The 16,286-nt window shown below is 44.0% G+C and carries 17 protein-coding genes; 11 read left to right on the top strand and 6 right to left on the bottom strand.

The genetic code is table 11. The features are described 5' to 3' along the window. Positions 1 to 17: 17 nt before the first annotated feature. Positions 18 to 1,079 (bottom strand): NAD(P)/FAD-dependent oxidoreductase, encoded by a 1,062-nt coding sequence (locus MKY54_RS25975; protein WP_280753729.1) that lies wholly within the window; start codon positions 1,077 to 1,079, stop codon positions 18 to 20. Between the two features lie 51 nt (positions 1,080 to 1,130). Next, positions 1,131 to 2,237 carry an aminofutalosine synthase MqnE gene (gene mqnE, locus MKY54_RS25970; RefSeq protein ID WP_036685236.1) on the bottom strand — a complete coding sequence of 369 codons (1,107 nt, stop codon included), beginning with the start codon at positions 2,235 to 2,237 and terminating at the stop codon, positions 1,131 to 1,133. A gap of 457 nt (positions 2,238 to 2,694) precedes the next feature. On the opposite strand from mqnE, the gene MKY54_RS25965 reads away from it, so the two are divergent. Next, positions 2,695 to 3,054, top strand: a complete 360-nt coding sequence (locus tag MKY54_RS25965) for an iron-sulfur cluster assembly accessory protein (protein ID WP_036685235.1) — start codon at positions 2,695 to 2,697, stop codon at positions 3,052 to 3,054. 107 nt (positions 3,055 to 3,161) lie between these two features. Beyond that, positions 3,162 to 3,614: a GNAT family N-acetyltransferase gene (locus tag MKY54_RS25960; RefSeq protein WP_076128052.1), complete on the top strand. Its 453-nt coding sequence runs from the start codon at positions 3,162 to 3,164 to the stop codon at positions 3,612 to 3,614. Positions 3,615 to 4,121: 507 nt separating this feature from the next. On the opposite strand, the gene MKY54_RS25955 is transcribed toward MKY54_RS25960, so the two are convergent. Further along, positions 4,122 to 4,331 (bottom strand): hypothetical protein, encoded by a 210-nt coding sequence (locus MKY54_RS25955; protein ID WP_036685233.1) that lies wholly within the window; start codon positions 4,329 to 4,331, stop codon positions 4,122 to 4,124. A gap of 333 nt (positions 4,332 to 4,664) precedes the next feature. Here MKY54_RS25955 and MKY54_RS25950 point away from each other — a divergent pair, with 333 nt between their 5' ends. Next, positions 4,665 to 5,327: a YheC/YheD family protein gene (locus MKY54_RS25950; protein ID WP_076127972.1), complete on the top strand. Its 663-nt coding sequence runs from the start codon at positions 4,665 to 4,667 to the stop codon at positions 5,325 to 5,327. 315 nt (positions 5,328 to 5,642) lie between these two features. Then, positions 5,643 to 5,786: a sporulation histidine kinase inhibitor Sda gene (sda, locus tag MKY54_RS25945; protein WP_036685584.1), complete on the top strand. Its 144-nt coding sequence runs from the start codon at positions 5,643 to 5,645 to the stop codon at positions 5,784 to 5,786. Positions 5,787 to 5,917: 131 nt separating this feature from the next. Here the strand turns inward: sda and MKY54_RS25940 are convergent, their stop codons facing one another. Next, positions 5,918 to 6,892, bottom strand: coding sequence for an NAD(P)/FAD-dependent oxidoreductase (locus tag MKY54_RS25940; RefSeq protein ID WP_076128050.1), 975 nt, complete (start codon positions 6,890 to 6,892; stop codon positions 5,918 to 5,920). A gap of 331 nt (positions 6,893 to 7,223) precedes the next feature. On the opposite strand from MKY54_RS25940, the gene MKY54_RS25935 reads away from it, so the two are divergent. Continuing rightward, positions 7,224 to 8,417, top strand: a complete 1,194-nt coding sequence (locus tag MKY54_RS25935) for an NAD(P)/FAD-dependent oxidoreductase (protein WP_036685230.1) — start codon at positions 7,224 to 7,226, stop codon at positions 8,415 to 8,417. A 1-nt stretch (position 8,418) separates the two neighbouring features. Further along, a complete protein-coding gene (locus MKY54_RS25930; RefSeq protein ID WP_036685228.1) occupies positions 8,419 to 8,697 on the top strand; it encodes a hypothetical protein in 279 nt (92 codons plus the stop codon). Between the two features lie 67 nt (positions 8,698 to 8,764). On the opposite strand, the gene hemQ is transcribed toward MKY54_RS25930, so the two are convergent. Further along, positions 8,765 to 9,523: a hydrogen peroxide-dependent heme synthase gene (hemQ, locus tag MKY54_RS25925; protein ID WP_339188420.1), complete on the bottom strand. Its 759-nt coding sequence runs from the start codon at positions 9,521 to 9,523 to the stop codon at positions 8,765 to 8,767. Between the two features lie 374 nt (positions 9,524 to 9,897). Between hemQ and MKY54_RS25920 the strand changes: the two genes are divergently transcribed. The 3 genes from MKY54_RS25920 to dnaI all read left to right on the top strand — a co-directional run bounded on the left by MKY54_RS25920 (position 9,898) and on the right by dnaI (position 12,948). Then, complete coding sequence (locus tag MKY54_RS25920) at positions 9,898 to 10,194, top strand: YuiB family protein (protein WP_036685224.1); 297 nt, start codon at positions 9,898 to 9,900, stop codon at positions 10,192 to 10,194. A gap of 240 nt (positions 10,195 to 10,434) precedes the next feature. Then, positions 10,435 to 11,973, top strand: a complete 1,539-nt coding sequence (locus MKY54_RS25915) for a DnaD domain protein (RefSeq protein ID WP_076193307.1) — start codon at positions 10,435 to 10,437, stop codon at positions 11,971 to 11,973. Positions 11,974 to 11,991: 18 nt separating this feature from the next. After that, on the top strand, positions 11,992 to 12,948 hold the full coding sequence (gene dnaI, locus MKY54_RS25910) for a primosomal protein DnaI (RefSeq protein ID WP_339188415.1): 957 nt from the start codon (positions 11,992 to 11,994) through the stop codon (positions 12,946 to 12,948). A gap of 423 nt (positions 12,949 to 13,371) precedes the next feature. Here the strand turns inward: dnaI and MKY54_RS25905 are convergent, their stop codons facing one another. Next, positions 13,372 to 13,530 (bottom strand): YqzM family protein, encoded by a 159-nt coding sequence (locus tag MKY54_RS25905; RefSeq protein ID WP_094902239.1) that lies wholly within the window; start codon positions 13,528 to 13,530, stop codon positions 13,372 to 13,374. Positions 13,531 to 13,883: 353 nt separating this feature from the next. On the opposite strand from MKY54_RS25905, the gene trxA reads away from it, so the two are divergent. Together trxA and uvrC are read left to right on the top strand one after the other, a co-directional pair. Next, on the top strand, positions 13,884 to 14,201 hold the full coding sequence (gene trxA, locus MKY54_RS25900; RefSeq protein ID WP_036679814.1) for a thioredoxin: 318 nt from the start codon (positions 13,884 to 13,886) through the stop codon (positions 14,199 to 14,201). Between the two features lie 121 nt (positions 14,202 to 14,322). Beyond that, entirely contained in the window at positions 14,323 to 16,275 is a 1,953-nt protein-coding gene (gene uvrC, locus MKY54_RS25895) for an excinuclease ABC subunit UvrC (protein WP_303047858.1), read from the top strand. Positions 16,276 to 16,286: the final 11 nt, after the last annotated feature.

Below are 16,286 nucleotides of genomic sequence, written 5' to 3'. Positions count from 1 at the left end.
ATGAACCAATCATAGGCTTATCCTAAAGTGCGTTTCGACATCCAGAGCACTCCGCTCTTGAGGATGCGGGGAACCCGTCCTTTGACGGAGCGTTGTCCCATAAGTCCGAATCCTGCTTTTTTTCCTAGTGACCCTAAAGTACCCTTCAGGCGAATAGGATGAAGCTTAGGAGTCTCACCGCGCCAGGTCGCTTGGATAACCTGAGCTACCTGCTCACCCTGTGCTCCAGCGGCTTGTGCGCTTGGTGCGAATGGCAGACTGGCACAGTCGCCAATCACATATACCTCCGGATAATCCGGTATACGATAATACTCATCCAGCATAATCCGTCCACCACGGTCCTTCGACACATTCAAATCTTGAACTACTTTTACAGGTTGAATCCCTGCGGTCCATACTGTCACATCTGAAAGGATTTCCTCGGTACCGTTAAAAATCGAATCCTTCTCTACATGAGATACAGAGATTCGTCCCAGCGTTTGCACCTGATGGTGATGAAACCATTCCTCTACGTACTGTGACAGCTTTGCCGGAAAGGCAGACAAAACACGTTCACCGCGATCCAGAATAGCGATGTTAAGGTCTGGACGGCTCTCCCGAAGCTCTGCGGCTAATTCAACACCGCTTAATCCTCCACCTACGATGTTTATCGTTCCGTAAGGCTTCACATCATTTAAACGGCGGTAGGTTTCCCGAGTACCAGCAAAGGTCTGGATGCTGCAGGTATATTGATCAGCACCAGGGATGTTGTGGTAATTGTCGGTACAGCCAAGAGCAATGGCTAGGAGATCATAAGATACAATCTCACCGGACTCCATACTGACTATTTTGCTCTCCAAATCAATGGAACTCACTTCACCGTACCGGACAGTAATCCGGGGGTGAACCGGAAAATGAATGCGCAGGTGATAATCAGTTACGGTACCTGCGGCGAGCGCATAATATTCCGTTTTGATTCCTTGATAAGGCATTCGGTCAATTAAGATAATTTCAACATCATGAGGAAGATGATTATTGAGTAATTCTTGAATTAAGGCTAGGCCGCCGTAGCCACCGCCAAGAACGAGTATTGTTCTCATGCTGACCGAACTTCCTTTCCAATATGGGATAACAAATCTCAGGTAGTCTTCTTATTCGTATACCTTAACTTCATTATAGAAAGTGTCACGTTCGACAGGAATTCGTCCAGCACCTTTCACTAGCCAGATCAATTCGTCGCGAGTCAGACCTTCCGGTGTTAAGGCGCCAGCTGCGTGGCTGATACGTTCTTTTAGAATTGTGCCATGCACATCTGATGCACCGAAGTTCAGCGCGACTTGAGTAAGCTGAGGGCCAATGTTAATGAAGTACGCTTTGATGTGATCGAAATTGTCCAACATCAATCTGCTGATCGCAATGGTCTTCAGATCCTCATAAGCAGAGTTGCGGCGCATGATGCCAGCGTTTTTATTCTTAGGCTGCATGGACAATGGAATGAATACCATAAAGCCATTGGTTTCGTCCTGCAAATCACGGATTTGCATCATATGGCGGATACGGTCTTCGTGAGATTCAATGGAGCCGTACAGCATAGTGGTATGGGTCTTCATCCCAAGCTGATGTGCTGTCCGATGGACTTCCAGATATTCTTCCACATTAGCTTTATCTACACGCATTTTTTTACGATATTGGTCGGATAATATTTCTGCACCACCACCGGTGAGTGTTTTCAGTCCAGCAGCACGCAATTGTTCCAGTACCTCACGAATACTCAAACCGCTAATACGGGTAAAGAAATCAATTTCAGCGGCAGTGTAGGCTTTTAAGGTAACCTCAGGGAAACGTTCGTTCAAAGCTTTTAAAGAATCCACATAATATTGGAAGGGAACCTTGTCGTTATGGCCACCAACAATATGGAATTCGCGTACGCCTGGGTGGATATGCTGTTCGACATATTGCACCATTTCCTGACCGGAAAGGGTATAGGCTCCCTCTTCTCCATCATCTTTGCGGAAATTGCAGAATGCACAGTGCGATTCGCAAACATTGGTGAAATATAGACTCATGTTTTCGATAAAATATACCCGATTGTGATTCTTGGCGATATTGACTTCATTCGCTAGCTGGCCAATGGTAAGTAAATCGTTGCTTTGATATAAATAAACGCCATCTTCCAAATTCAATCTTTCGCCGCTGCGAACCTTATCAATAATGTTCGCCATTCGGGCATCCGTGTGGGGGGTAAAAAGAGTAGACATATTATGATTTCCTCCTGAAAGTTTACGAGCAGATTGCTCGAAGATAAATTCCAGACGTACCCAAGTGGTAGCTGTTCATTCTAAAAAAGAAAGAGGCGAGCTTGCCTCCGTGACAAATTTCCGAATTTTTACTTAGAGTGCCTTCCCTATTATAAACCTACTCTCCTAAGGGTATCAACAGCTTGATATTGATGGTGTTTTTTGCTGTGAAGGGTCATGCCGAAGGCAGTTGTGACTTGAGGGTAACGGAATAGTCGGTTATACTGAATTTATCAAGCATAAACGTCATTGGCATCCTTATAAAGTTGATAAGCGTTTAAGCGAGAAATATAAGACATAAAGAATAGGTGAACACTTATACTTTCTTATATTTTTAAGAAATAACTTTTGGCCGGAAGGTCCCTTAAACATAAGTTTCCGCTTATGAAGGGAGACGAATTTGTAGGAGGATGAGATCATGATTAATATTAGTGAAAAGGCAGCAGAACAATTAAAGGCGATGCTTGCTGAACAAGAAGTACCGAACATGTTCCTCCGTATTGGAGTAACGCCCGGCGGTTGTAGTGGATTCTCGTACGCTATGGGCTTTGATGATAATGAAACCGATCAGGACGTATATATGGACATTCAAGACATGAAAGTGGTTGTGGAGAAGGAGAACCTTCGTTACCTGGATGGTCTCGAAATCGACTTTGAAGAATCCGGCATGACGGGTGGTTTCACCATCAACAACCCTAACGCTACTGCAACTTGCGGCTGCGGTTCAAGCTTCCGGACAGCTACGGATGCAGGGAAACCTAACGAAGAGCCTTGCTAATCACAGCAATCACGGCTCCAAGCCCCGTGTTGGATTCTAACAACACAGGCTTGGAGTTTTTTTTATTCTCAATGACAAAAATCATCACAAGGAGTTCGGAAATGGAAATGGAAATCAGAAAATTAAAAGCTGGTGAACAGCCTCCATTAGAATTACTTCTATTAGCAGATCCTTCGGAGAGCTTAGTTAACGGATATTTACAAAGAGGGTTATGTTGTGTGGCTGAGGTCGATAACAGCATCATCGGAGTCTACGTTGTGCTGCAGACAAGACCGGAGACTGTAGAAATCGTAAATATCGCCGTCGACGAAAATAAACACGGGCAAGGAATAGGTAAGCAGCTGCTGAACCATGCGATTCAGAATGCCAAGCTGCTTGGAGCAAAAACCATTGAAATTGGCACAGGTAATTCGAGTGTTGGACAATTGGCACTTTATCAGAAATGTGGATTCAGAATCACCGGCATTGATAGAGATTTTTTTATTAGGCATTACAGTGAAGAAATCTTTGAAAATGGGATTCAAGTCATAGATATGATACGCCTGTCGCTGGATTTATGAGTAATAGGGGAATTTCTCAGAAGTCATTTAATGGGCGCTGGGGTAGTTCTTTATTCTTTTACATAGGAAGCAAACGATATATCGCTAACCATGTATCACAAACGATATATCGCTAACCATGTATCACGAACGATATATCGCTAACCATGTATCGCAAGCCATGTATCGGACACAGATGACCCTAAACGCCGCATTTTCCCATATTTGTGGTGCCAACGGACCGCATTGCCGCTATTGCTATGAAAATCAGTAAATATGAAGCTCTTTCTAAGCGATAGTGTCACTGGAGTCCGAAACCACGCCTCAAAGGTTGAAAATCTGCAAATAACGTCATCTGGGTCCGAAATGCTCATGGGTTAACGACACTGTTGAAGCAGATAGCTATTGTTTAAAAACACAGAGCAGCGATTCTCCACATAACTGGAGAATCGCTGCTCTGTTGTTTTTTGCGATGGTCGGACCGTCTGTGCATAGAAATAAGCTGTTTATAGGCAGTCCCTGCGTACATTAGGCTGGAATAATAAACTTGTAATTAATCATAAATACGATGAGTGCTGCAGCTCCAAGGGAGAAGGCGATACAGCCCGTACCCAGTGCTCTGCGTTTGTCTTTAATAAATTTAAAGCCAATGGCGCAGATCAGTATAGTCGTTCCAGCCAATACAATGGACATCCCAAGCATAGCCACCCAATATAAAACCTCAAAAAACTGTGCCATTCTGAGCCCTCCCCGCGCTGTGCTTTTTAGTGATTCTGTTAGTACTCACTATAATAGTAGAAATTGAAAATGTAACCGCTATTAATAATACAACGATTTTGAAGATTATTCTAGTTATAGTGAACTCATCCATTAAGATAATGATGTCGAATTTCTTGAGAACTGAATCTACAAAATCCGCGGTTGTACCCTGTCGCTGTCGACTGATGCTGTGCTAAACACTAAGCCCTTTTTGCTAAGAGCGGCATCTTACACGGACAATCATACAAGAGGGCGAGACCTTCTCTGAGTAATGTATAGGGTAGGCTGGATTGTGAAGGGAGGGAAAGGACGATGGCAGGAAGACAATTGGCCAGTAAGTGGCTGAAGACAGAGGCGTTGCTGACCGACGCTCGGGTTGCACCCTATATCCCAATGACGAGGGGGTACAGGGCAGAAACGCTCCTGGCAATGCTTCGTAGATATGGAAATGTTGTCATTAAACCTATTGTGGGTGGCGGAGGTTACGGTGTAATCAAAGTTTTTCGGGATAGTCGCGGTTATGGATTCACCTATATGGACAGAACTCGAATTTACAAGGATTTTGGATCCATGAGACGTGCGCTTAATACTGTGAAGGCAAGACGCAGATATTTGATTCAACAAGGGATTTCCCTGGCGAGAATCGGTGGACGGCCTATTGATTATCGGGTCAAAGTAGTTAAGAATGGTGAGGTTTGGGAATTTCGCTCCATGGTAGGGAGATTGGCTCGGCCAGGTCTGTTCGTAACCAATCTTTGTAAAGGGGGAACGATGCTATCATGTCGTGAAGGACTTCGTAGATCGTTGCCGCGGATTAAAGCTTCAGCGAAGAAAGCAGAAATGCGGAGACTAACCCATGTATGTATCGGAATTATGGAACGGCATTTTCCGGGAATAGGTGAGCTGGGCTTTGATTATGCTGTGGATTATTCGGGGAAAATATGGATTTTGGAGGTTAATACAAGACCTCAATAAATTAACAATTATTTTAAGAATTGACGATAATAGAGTAGTAAGATAAAATTGCGTTTAGTTGCGTTCTTTTGGGGTAAATAACATTGTAATTTATTTACAATAAAAATATATTTTTAGCTGTATACAAGTGGTTCAATCCTGTGTATAACTATTATCCCCATAGTCCACTGTGTAGCTAGTACCTTTATAACGCTTACACACATTTTATACACAGGATTTCCACATGTACTTGTGGATAACGCGAACGCTTGTTCGAAAAATGATAGTTTGATATGATAGATTCAGATCCAAATAAAGGAAAGGTAGATGAAGTTTATGGTTGAATTGTCGGATGAGATGCTGCTTGACTCTTACCATAGAGCAATAGAGCTGCAACTAGAGCATGATTTCATCGCTCTTCTACTCGTTGAAATTCGCAAACGAAACTTACACTCTCCAGTACATGCGGTTCTTCATTAAAAAGCGCAAAGGATAACTTTGTAGCAGGCTACATATATAAAACCGCGAGGCACAAACAAACATAAAAGGGTATCCTCACAGGCTGTTATCAACAGGTCTGTAAGAATACCCTTTTTTATTGTGTTAATAGATTAGAGTTTCATATTACTGCTGTGACCCGGTGAAAGCTTCGCTTCTGGATCAATGTACACCTTAGCATTATTCACAGCCGTTGGAGCTTCGCCAAATCCTACAGCAATCAGCTTCAGCTTACCAGGATAAGTTGTGATATCGCCGGCAGCAAAAATGCCTGGAATGCTTGTTTCCATACGCGAGTCAACAACAATGGAGTTCCCTTCAATATCAATACCCCATTCGGCAATAGGACCTAGGGAAGAGATGAATCCGAAGTTAACAATAACGCTGTCCACTTCAATTTCTTGAGTTTCTTTGGTCTTGATATTTGACAATGTAACCTTGGTAATGAACTCATCACCATGCAGCTCTGTAATTTCAGTAGGGGTAACTACGTTAACCTTGGAAGCCATCAGGTTCTCAACGCTATGTTCATGCGCACGGAATTTATCCCGGCGGTGAATCAGGGTTACCTGTTCAGCGATGGGTTCCAGCATGAGCGCCCAGTCAACTGCAGAGTCACCGCCTCCGCTGATCAGAACTTTTTTATCTTTAAAGGCGTTTAGATCATTTACAAAATAATGGAGGTTTGCTTTTTCAAAACGTCCAGCGTTGGGTAATTCCAAACGACGAGGTTCAAATGCACCTACACCAGCTGTAATGATGATCGCCTTACTGTGGTATTCGGCTACATCGGTTGTAACCACAAAATGACGTTCGTCCCGTTTTTGAACAGAAATCACTTTCTCCTCCAGCCGGATATTGGATTGGAACATATCCATTTGCCGAGACAGGTTGTCGACCAATTCTTGTGCTGTTACTTTTGGAAAACCTGCCACATCATAAATGTATTTTTCTGGATAAAGGGCAGCAAGTTGTCCCCCCAATTGGGGCATACTTTCAATAAGGGTTACTGATGCCTGACGCATTCCGCCGTAAAATGCGGCAAACATGCCAGCTGGCCCGCCACCTATGATTAAAAGGTCGCTCATAGGAACGCTGGATTGCTCTTGGGTCACGGGATATTACACCTCCGAGTTGATATATTCATTTTGCCATACTTGTGTACCTTCTTATTATAATCATTGTGACACATACCTGCAAAGAAAGACTTTAGAAGTCAATAAAAGTGTGACGTTTTTTAGTATTTTAATGTTTGATTAATGCTACACTAAGGTTTACAATGGATATGGTCAATTTAGAAATGCTTCAAGTTTGATTGGAATTTCTTCTAAATATAAGTGTATAAATTCACAAAAAGGACCGTACATTGTTTCAATAAAAAATACAAAGACAGATTTACCTCTTGGAAGGAGCCGGAACATGAGTAGTATTCCCAAAATCGTTATCTTAGGCGCGGGCTATGGGGGTATTTTGACCGCACAGCGCTTGCAGAAGGCTTTGAATTATAATGAAGCGGATGTCACGCTTGTAAACCGTCACGAGTACCACTATTTTACTACCCATCTACATATGCCTGCGGCGGGTACGGACAGTATTGAACACACTCGGGTGTCCATTTCGAAACTAATCGATGAATTCAAGATCGACCTCGTGAAGTCATCTGTTCAGGAAATTCGTACTCAGCAGAAAAAGATTATTTTGGAGGATGGTACCCTATCGTACGATTATCTTGTCATTGCTTTAGGTGGAGAGCCTGAAACATTTGGTATTCCTGGACTTGATAAATACGCACTGACAATCCGGAGCATCAATTCCGTTCGTTTAATTCGCGAGCATATTGAATATCAATTCGCTAAGTACAAGAACGAGAACAATGCTCAGGAGCATATTAATTTTGTTGTCGGTGGTGCCGGCTTTAGCGGTATCGAATTTGTAGCTGAATTAGCTGACCGTATCCCTGGACTGTGTAAAGAATATGACGTTGATCCAAGTATGGTTAATATATATAACGTAGAGGCTGCTCCGACAGCACTGCCTGGTTTCGCTCCTGAGCTTGTTGAGTATGCGATGGACTTGCTCACCAAAAAGGGAGTTACCTTCAAGATGGGTGTTGCGATCAAGGAGTGTCTGCCAAACGGGGTAATTCTGGCATCAGGCGAAGAAATCAAAGCCTCCACAATTATTTGGACAGGCGGAATCCGTGGCAATCGTCTTATTGAGGCTGCCGGATTTGAAGCTATGCGTGGGCGCGTGAAGGTAGATGAATATCTACGTGCACCGGGCCAAGAGAATATCTTCATTATTGGTGATGGCTCCCTTATGATTAATCCGGAAGGACGCCCTTACCCGCCAACCGCTCAAATTGCTATGCAGCAGGGTGAATGCTGTGCGCATAATTTGGTGGCGGCAATCCGCAATCAACAGCCGAAGAAATTCGCATTCAGCAATAAAGGAACCGTAGCTTCCCTAGGCAAAGGCCAAGGAATCGCTGTAGTAGGCAGCAAAACTTACAAGGGCTGGACTGCAGCTCAGTTGAAAAAAGTTGTAGATATGCGCTACTTGTTCATTATCGGCGGAATTCCGCTGGTTCTGAAAAAAGGAAGATTCTTATAAGATGCGCCATTGCAGCGTACAGGTACGCGGACTGCTGACTCGGGAAGAATTGGACCGTTATAACGGACTGATAGAGGTTGGATCTTATCTGGAGGATCAGAACCAGTATGATCTGGCTTATATCGTTCAGAAGGAAATTGATCTGCTCATTCTCCCTGGTATCGAACGCCTGAAGGATAAAGGGCGCGCTCGGGATCGGGCCACGGCTGAATATCTGGAAAGTTTACGTGAAGATGATGAGGATAACGAAGATGAGGATTCAGGAACTTCGGTGTCTTAATCTAATAATATGGCAGTTAAAAAGGGTGTGTCTCCATGCGAACTGGAGACACACCCTTTTTTTGTTGTTACAGCTTGAGCATTTCTTCAAAAGATTCTTCTGTCAGCAGATTGCCGACATAAAAAGGTCCGAATTCGCCGTAGCGAGCACTTACTTCGTCAAAACGCATTTCGTATACCAGCTTTTTGAATTGCAGTGCATCTTCAGCGAACAGAGTCACGCCCCATTCCCAGTCATCAAAACCGACGGAGCCGGTAATAATTTGCTTCACTTTACCTGCATATGAACGTCCAATTAACCCGTGTGAAGCCATGAGCTCCCGGCGTTTGTCCATATCAAGCATGTACCAGTTATCGGCAAGCTCGCGTTTTTTGTTCATAGGATAGAAACAAATGTGTTTCGCTTGCGGTAAAATAGGCTTTAAACGTGCGGCAACATGCGGATTCTGCATAGGGTCGCTGCCGTCGCTGCCACTGCCACCAGCAGCGTAGTTGCTTAATTCAACAATACTTACATATGAATAAGCTTTGGTTGTATATTGAGCAAAAGCGATTTTGTTAAAGGCGGTCTCAAGCTGGTTCAAAGCTTCTAGGCTTTCGCGCAAAAACATCATTACAAAATCGGCCTTTTGGCCCACTATGGAGTATACTGCGGTGCTGCCTTCTTTAGCTTCCTCAACAGGGCTCCATTCCTGCATAAAAGCATGTAGTTCTTCCAGGGCAACGGCACGTTCTTCATCATCTGCTGCCGTCCAAGCGGTCCAGTTCAGAGAGCGGAAGTCATGCAGGGCATACCAGCCTTCCAGTGTCATAGCGGCTTCGATCATGATCTCACTCCTTAAAAGTTTTACGAAGCATAAGCCTCGCCCAAAATAACATCGCGTAAAACTTGCTTCGAAAGCATACGCTTAGTTTTACGAAGCATAAGCCTCGCCCAAAATAACATCGCGTAAAACTCGCAATTGAAGCATAAACTTAGTCTTACGAAGCATCTGCTTCATAGGCTATGTATGATCTGATTAATCTACTTGCATTGTATCGCAATCAAGCCGCCAAGAGCAAACGGAGGCATCCTCTAAGTGTGCGAATTAGTGCGTGAATTTGAATAAAGTTCATTGCTTCGTGACATTTTTTCTAGTAAACTTACTACTAGCTTGTAAAAGATGTGCGCTTCTTTATAGAAAGGGGTGGAGACGGTAAGATGGGATTTATTCCAGTGTTTATCCTAGCCGTTTTATTCTTTGTGATGATGTTTGGTATCGGCTTTATTCTTAACATGTTAATGAAGACAACCTGGTTTCCCGCTTATCTATTCGTACTTATTATTCTACCCGTCGTAATCTATTCTATTTGGGATAGAAACGCGATGTCGCTCTGGGAGCATCTCTCCAGTTTCCACTTTGTTGATTATCTTACAGGTGTCGCTGGTCTTGCAGGTGCTATACTTAGTGGATGGACCATTCAAAAGCTGCGCTTTGGCGGTTACAAGATGTTTTAAAGATTTGAAAGAGCCTATGTTATGAATCAGTCTTATATTTCTGCGAGAAACGGGATACCTTCCTCTTTAGAGGTCGGCGAAGCCGTTTCTTCTTGTTTAATAGAGGTAGATATTCGTAAGAAGAAGTTGATTATATTGCGAAAAGAGTCGAAATTGGGATTTTATTTACATTTTCGCTATGTTAATTTGTGATAGAATAGAATCCTGTATGAATTCGTGTAAACAAGGGGGTATCCGTAGATGCGGATGAGTAACTTACATCATTTCACCGAACATCATCGGTACTGCGTTTCCCGCGAATTTGGTCTTAGTGTTATAGATGGACGTATGCTTAGCTCTGTATATCAACCTATGGTAGGAGCCTTTGCAATCAGTTTCTATCGCTTGCTGGTTGAACATGTGCCAGCAGATAGCATTGGCTATTCTGGAGTGGAGCAACAGCGCAGGCTATTTATGACTTTGGGTGTTGAACCCAATGAGAAAGGCCGCAAATATTTAATTGATCAGGCTTCCCGGTTAGAAGCAGTGGGTCTGTTGCAGACCTGTCGAATCTATGTGCCGGAAACAGATGATTATTTATATGAATATGAGCTAATGCCGCCGCTATCGCCAGCCGACTTTTTTGCCACTCAGCATTTAACCTTGCTGTTACGTGATAAGATTGGCAAATTTGCTGTGCTGTCCTTACGGGAACAGTTCTGGAATCGCGAGCCGGAAGAGTGGAGCCGCAGATCTATAGGCAAAGAGAATATTTCCGTGCCTTTTTATGATATTTTTCAACTTAATACACATGTCATTGATTATGAGCTGGAGCAAGCTTTGGCAGAGGTAGCCTCTGTTCGACAGCCCGGCACGCTTGAATCCGGAGAGCAGGCAATTGGATACAGTGACATTATTTTGCGTTTTCCACGGGAGTCTGTGAATCGGGCTCATGTAGAAAAACTGCGCTTTGACCATACTCAAATGGGTGTAATTAACTATGTTGCTCATAAATACGAACTGAGTCCGCAGGATTTATGTCGTTTGCTGGATGAGGATGGAGTGTTCTCACCGGAGGGCGAGGTCATGCTGGATGCGTTGCAATATAAAGCGAGCCAACATTTCAGGCAAGATATGAAACGACAGGAAAAACGTGAAATTGCAGCTGCGAAAGTTGTTTCTATCCGGTCCAGTGCGACCGAAGAGAATGATGATTCTATAGCACCACCAGAGCAATCTGTTGAGATGGAGTATTATGTAGAAGTACCGCCACAATTTTTGTCCAAATGTGACATTCACCAATATAATATGATGCTGCGGAACGAACCTTATACGAGACTGCTACAAACCTTTTTCCCGGGTGCAGTGCCCAGCCATCTGATGGATATGTTCGAGAAAATAGATCTGAACTATAAGCTGAGCGGTGAAGTAATTAATGTACTCATTCATTATTTAATGACTATGGTAGCCTCGGGTGGAGAACAGCGGATGAACCGCAATTTTGTAGAGGCTATCGCCTCCAATATGCTGGTTAAACAAGTGAACACCTACGAGAAGGCTGTAAGATATATTAGAGATCAGTCCAAAGTGAAGGGCAAGGGGACAACGGCTAATGCTGCTGGAGGAACACGATCACGTTCTTATGCCAAAAATACAGGCCGCTCCAATAAACCGGAAATTCCGATTGTGCTGGATGATGGAAGTGCTGGAACAGTATCGGAAGAGGAATTCGCGGCGATGATGAAGAAAGCAGCAGAAATTAAGGCTAGTAAGAAAAAAGGCGTATCGCAAACGCCTTAATGAAAGAGAGGTGGAACAATGGAGTCTATGGGCGATGTACTTCGTTCGATCAACAATCCAACTCTACGGCAGCGTCAACGCGATCTTGAACAGGGGTTATTCAATCATCCACTTGTGAAGGCATTACAGTCCGAACATCCTGAACTGGACGAATCACGACTGCGGCTTCATATGAGTCGCCTGTATCAATATGTAGAGGAAAGCCGAAACTGTGCGAACTGCCCAGGACTAGAGAAGTGTCCAAATGATTTTCCTGGCCATTATAGTAAACTAACGGTAGAAACTGTGAATGGTTCAGTAGATCTATATGAACGCAAGACGGCATGCCGACTTAAAGTGGCACAAGATAATCAGGATAACATCCGCAAACGTATTCGTAGCTTTTATGTGGACGAGCGTGTACTTAACGGCGGTTATGATGAGATAGATATTATGGGCAAAGACCCGCGCCGGGTCTCGGCTGTGAATAAAATATTTGATTATATCACGAATGTTAAAGAGGAAGGCCTGACTTCACGCGGCATTTATTTACATGGCTCTTTTGGAACAGGCAAAACTTTTTTGATGTGTTATTTACTGCATGAGCTTGCTGTTGCTGGATATACCGGAGTGATCGTATACATGCCAGACTTTATAGAGGACTTGAAATCGATCATGATGGATGGCCAGAAGATGAAGGAAACTGTTGATACGATGAAAAGCTGCGATTTACTTATTTTTGATGACATTGGTGCGGAAAATTTGAATCCTTGGGCTCGTGATCATGTACTTGGGGCGATCTTGAATTATCGGATGAACCGCAAACCAACCTTCTACACCTCGAATTATCCGTTGGATGGCTTGGAGAAACATCTTAGCTTTACGAGCAAAGATGGTGAAGAGGTCTATAAAGGCCAACGACTAATGGATCGCATTGCTCCTTTTGTGGATGTTCTTCCACTGCATGGGGAGAATCAGAGAGGGGCCAATAGATAAGCCTGGAATATTCATAATGTAAAATTCAAAAGAGCAGTGATTCCCCTTTTATTGGAGGATCGCTGCTCTTCGTTTTTTTAGTTATTCGGACTCAAACGCCGCTTTTTCCCTGCTACGAAGCAGGATCGTCTTAAGTCCTGATTGTTTTTCACTTGTTCAAACACACTTTCGGGTTGCAGCATCTGGCGGGCATACTGAATCTGATCGATAATTAGGGAAAGTCTCCCTAAAAATGAACTGATTCGTCAGCGAAAACAGATATTCTCCCGATTATTAGGGAGGAATTCCCTGATTCCGTTCATTTATAGCAAATATCAGCTATAATCAGGGAGGTTTTCCCTCATTATTCCAAAAAAAGAAGCCGCCCCATAAGTAGCATTCACTACTTTTGAGACAGCTTCTTTTTATTGTGCGATGATTCCTTTACTCCGAGAGAATAAACTTAAGGATGACCATTCCGAAAAAGACAACCGTCATAAACGTGGTCATTCCGAAAAATCCGGTCATTAAATCCCCAAGATCATTGCGGGGTTCTTCGTTGATATGTTCTCGTGGGTCCCGTACTTGCGCGTTAACATCCATAGTTTCTGCCTCCTTACAGGGACAAGCCCTGTATTATTAGATGCAAATTGACATTAGTTTATGAAATAAGTCATTGACAATTAATGCGCTTTCTTTAAGTATACCGAAATGCTGGGGAGGTTGTAAAGAAAAGAGTACGCAAAAAAAATACATTGAAGGCAATATAATTGCGAGTGATATTTCACATATCCCATAAAGATATGTTATACTTGTAATGTGTCGGTAAGTGGTAATTTGGTTATCATATTACATGAAACAATTTATTAACTCATATTACGGAGCAGCTTCCATGAACTAAGCTTTGGCTTAAGATGTGCGTAATGCTTCGCAAAACTTAAAGGAGGAACAATATCATGGCTATCGTGAACGTGTCTGACCAATCCTTCAGTAACGAAGTGGAAGGTCAAGGTACTGTAGTAGTAGACTTCTGGGCTCCTTGGTGTGGTCCTTGTAAAATGCTCGCTCCAATCTTGGATGAATTGTCCACAGAGCTGGGAGACGACGTGAAAATTGCAAAATTGAATGTGGATGAGAATCCGGAAACGGCTTCCCGTTTTGGTGTTATGAGTATCCCAACTCTGATCTTCTTCAAAGATGGTCAACCGGTAGATAAAGTTGTGGGACTGAACTCCAAAGAATCCCTGAAAAATATCGTAGCAAAACATCAATAATTGATAGATGCTACTGTTCGGGCCTCGGCCCTGCCACTCAGCGCCTTCGGTTCATTCCGGAGGCGTTTTGTGTGCTGAATGCCAACTAATCATGGGTCCAATTTAGCTGGAGGGGATCATTTTGGACAATATCCGCAATAAACTGGCACTACTACCCGATCTGCCTGGCTGCTATCTGATGAAGAATCAGGAAGGCACTATTATTTATGTGGGCAAAGCGAAGGTACTTAAGAATCGGGTACGCTCTTATTTTACAGGCAGTCATAATGGTAAAACGCAGCGGCTTGTCGCTAATATTGCTGATTTCGAATACATCGTTACGTCCAGTAACATGGAAGCGCTCATTCTAGAGTGTAATCTGATTAAGAAACATATGCCGCGTTATAATGTGCTTTTGAAAGACGACAAGACGTTTCCTTATATAAAAATAACGAATGAAACTCACCCGCGCCTTGAGGTTACACGCCGGGTGATTAAAGATAAAGCAAAATATTTTGGCCCTTATCCTAATGGTTATGCTGCTCAGCAGACTAAAAAGCTCCTAGATCGTATGTACCCGCTTCGTAAATGCGGCGTGATGCCAAAGGAGGTCTGTCTTTACTATCACATGGGCCAGTGTTTGGCACCGTGTGAGAAGGAGGTTCAGAAATCCGAGTATGAGCAGATTACGCAGGACATCGCTGCTTTTCTAGGCGGAGGTCATGAGGCGGTCAAAAAGGATTTACAGCAAAAAATGCAGGAAGCTGCTGAGGAATTATATTTTGAGCGGGCGAAGGAACTGCGGGATCAGATTATCCATATCGATGCATTGATGGAGAAGCAGAAGATCAACACTACAGATACTAAGGACCGGGACGTATTTGGTTATGCTGTAGACAAGGGATGGATGTGTGTACAGATTCTGTACATGAGACAAGGGAAGATGATTCAGCGCCATTCCTCCGTGTTCCCGTTCTATGGTGAAGCCTACAGTGACTTTATGTCTTATGTGACGCAGTATTATAGTGATAATCCCGCTTTGCCGCAGGAGATCCTGCTGCCGGATGTGCTCGATGAGGAGTCTCTGGCTAATAAAGAGACTAAACCCGAGATCGCCATAGCTGCTCCAGCAGAAGCGGATTTACAACAGGGTGAAGATACTCCTGAATCGGCTGAAGAGGCTGAGGCACGTGCGACGGCGGCGGAGGAAGCTGCGGCAGCAGGGATCGTGGATGCCGCTGGTGGTGCCTCCATTCTGCAGGAGTGGCTGGGCATTAAGGTGCTTGTGCCACAACGCGGTCTTAAGAAGCAGATGGTTGGCATGGCTTGCCAAAATGCAAGAGTGGCTATCGACGAGAAATTCCGGCTGATTGAACGGGATGAAGAGCGTACCTCTGGAGCAGCGATCAGCTTAGGCGAGAGCTTGGGGCTTGAGCGCTTGAGCCGTATTGAGGCGTTCGATAACTCGAACATTCAGGGGACTAATCCGGTCTCAGCGATGGTTGTCTTCATTGATGGCAAGCCTGCACGAAAAGAGTACCGTAAATATAAGGTTCGTACGGTGGTGGGTGCGGATGATTATGGAACGATGCGCGAGGTCATTCGGCGGCGATATGAGCGGGTATTGAAGGAGAATCTTCCGATACCGGATCTTATCGTGGTCGATGGAGGGAAAGGGCAAATCTCCTCTGCTATTGATATTCTGGAGAATGAGCTGGGATTATTCATTCCGGTCTGCGGCCTTGTTAAGGATGATAAGCATAAGACGGCTCAGCTTTTGGTTGGAGATCCGCCAGAGCCTGTCGCGCTAGCCCGGGACAGTCAGGAATTTTACCTTTTGCAGCGGATTCAGGATGAGGTCCATAGGTTCGCGATCACCTTCCACCGTGAACAGCGCGGGAAGTCCATGGTTACCTCCAAGCTGGACTCTATACCTGGTATAGGTGAGAAGCGCCGTAAAGCGCTGCTAAAGCATTTCGGATCGCTTAAGAAAATTAAAGAAGCCTCCGTGGATGATTTCCGTACACTTTCTATTGGAGAAAAGCTGGCAAAACAAATTCTTGATGCGCTCAAGGATGAAGAGCCAACCTCATAGCAATGGTGACA

It is taken from the genome of Paenibacillus sp. FSL P2-0121 (genome assembly GCF_037975345.1).
Classification (GTDB): Bacteria; Bacillota; Bacilli; order Paenibacillales; family Paenibacillaceae; genus Paenibacillus_AQ; species Paenibacillus_AQ odorifer.
The sequence above is the reverse complement of the archived record's forward strand: the minus strand, read 5'-3'. Positions and strand labels throughout refer to the sequence as shown.

Excerpts from the sequence above, each read along its gene's own strand:
- mqnE (WP_036685236.1), bottom strand. The coding sequence starts at position 2,237 with ATGTCTACTCTTTTTACCCCCCACACGGATGCCCGAATGGCGAACATT.
- MKY54_RS25975 (WP_280753729.1), bottom strand. The coding sequence starts at position 1,079 with ATGAGAACAATACTCGTTCTTGGCGGTGGCTACGGCGGCCTAGCCTTA.
- MKY54_RS25905 (WP_094902239.1), bottom strand. The coding sequence starts at position 13,530 with ATGGATGTTAACGCGCAAGTACGGGACCCACGAGAACATATCAACGAA.
- MKY54_RS25915 (WP_076193307.1), top strand. The coding sequence starts at position 10,435 with ATGCGGATGAGTAACTTACATCATTTCACCGAACATCATCGGTACTGC.
- MKY54_RS25940 (WP_076128050.1), bottom strand. The coding sequence starts at position 6,892 with ATGAGCGACCTTTTAATCATAGGTGGCGGGCCAGCTGGCATGTTTGCC.
- dnaI (WP_339188415.1), top strand. The coding sequence starts at position 11,992 with ATGGAGTCTATGGGCGATGTACTTCGTTCGATCAACAATCCAACTCTA.
- MKY54_RS25950 (WP_076127972.1), top strand. The coding sequence starts at position 4,665 with ATGGCAGGAAGACAATTGGCCAGTAAGTGGCTGAAGACAGAGGCGTTG.
- hemQ (WP_339188420.1), bottom strand. The coding sequence starts at position 9,523 with ATGATCGAAGCCGCTATGACACTGGAAGGCTGGTATGCCCTGCATGAC.
- MKY54_RS25930 (WP_036685228.1), top strand. The coding sequence starts at position 8,419 with ATGCGCCATTGCAGCGTACAGGTACGCGGACTGCTGACTCGGGAAGAA.
- MKY54_RS25960 (WP_076128052.1), top strand. The coding sequence starts at position 3,162 with ATGGAAATCAGAAAATTAAAAGCTGGTGAACAGCCTCCATTAGAATTA.
- MKY54_RS25920 (WP_036685224.1), top strand. The coding sequence starts at position 9,898 with ATGGGATTTATTCCAGTGTTTATCCTAGCCGTTTTATTCTTTGTGATG.
- sda (WP_036685584.1), top strand. The coding sequence starts at position 5,643 with ATGGTTGAATTGTCGGATGAGATGCTGCTTGACTCTTACCATAGAGCA.
- trxA (WP_036679814.1), top strand. The coding sequence starts at position 13,884 with ATGGCTATCGTGAACGTGTCTGACCAATCCTTCAGTAACGAAGTGGAA.
- MKY54_RS25935 (WP_036685230.1), top strand. The coding sequence starts at position 7,224 with ATGAGTAGTATTCCCAAAATCGTTATCTTAGGCGCGGGCTATGGGGGT.
- MKY54_RS25955 (WP_036685233.1), bottom strand. The coding sequence starts at position 4,331 with ATGGCACAGTTTTTTGAGGTTTTATATTGGGTGGCTATGCTTGGGATG.
- MKY54_RS25965 (WP_036685235.1), top strand. The coding sequence starts at position 2,695 with ATGATTAATATTAGTGAAAAGGCAGCAGAACAATTAAAGGCGATGCTT.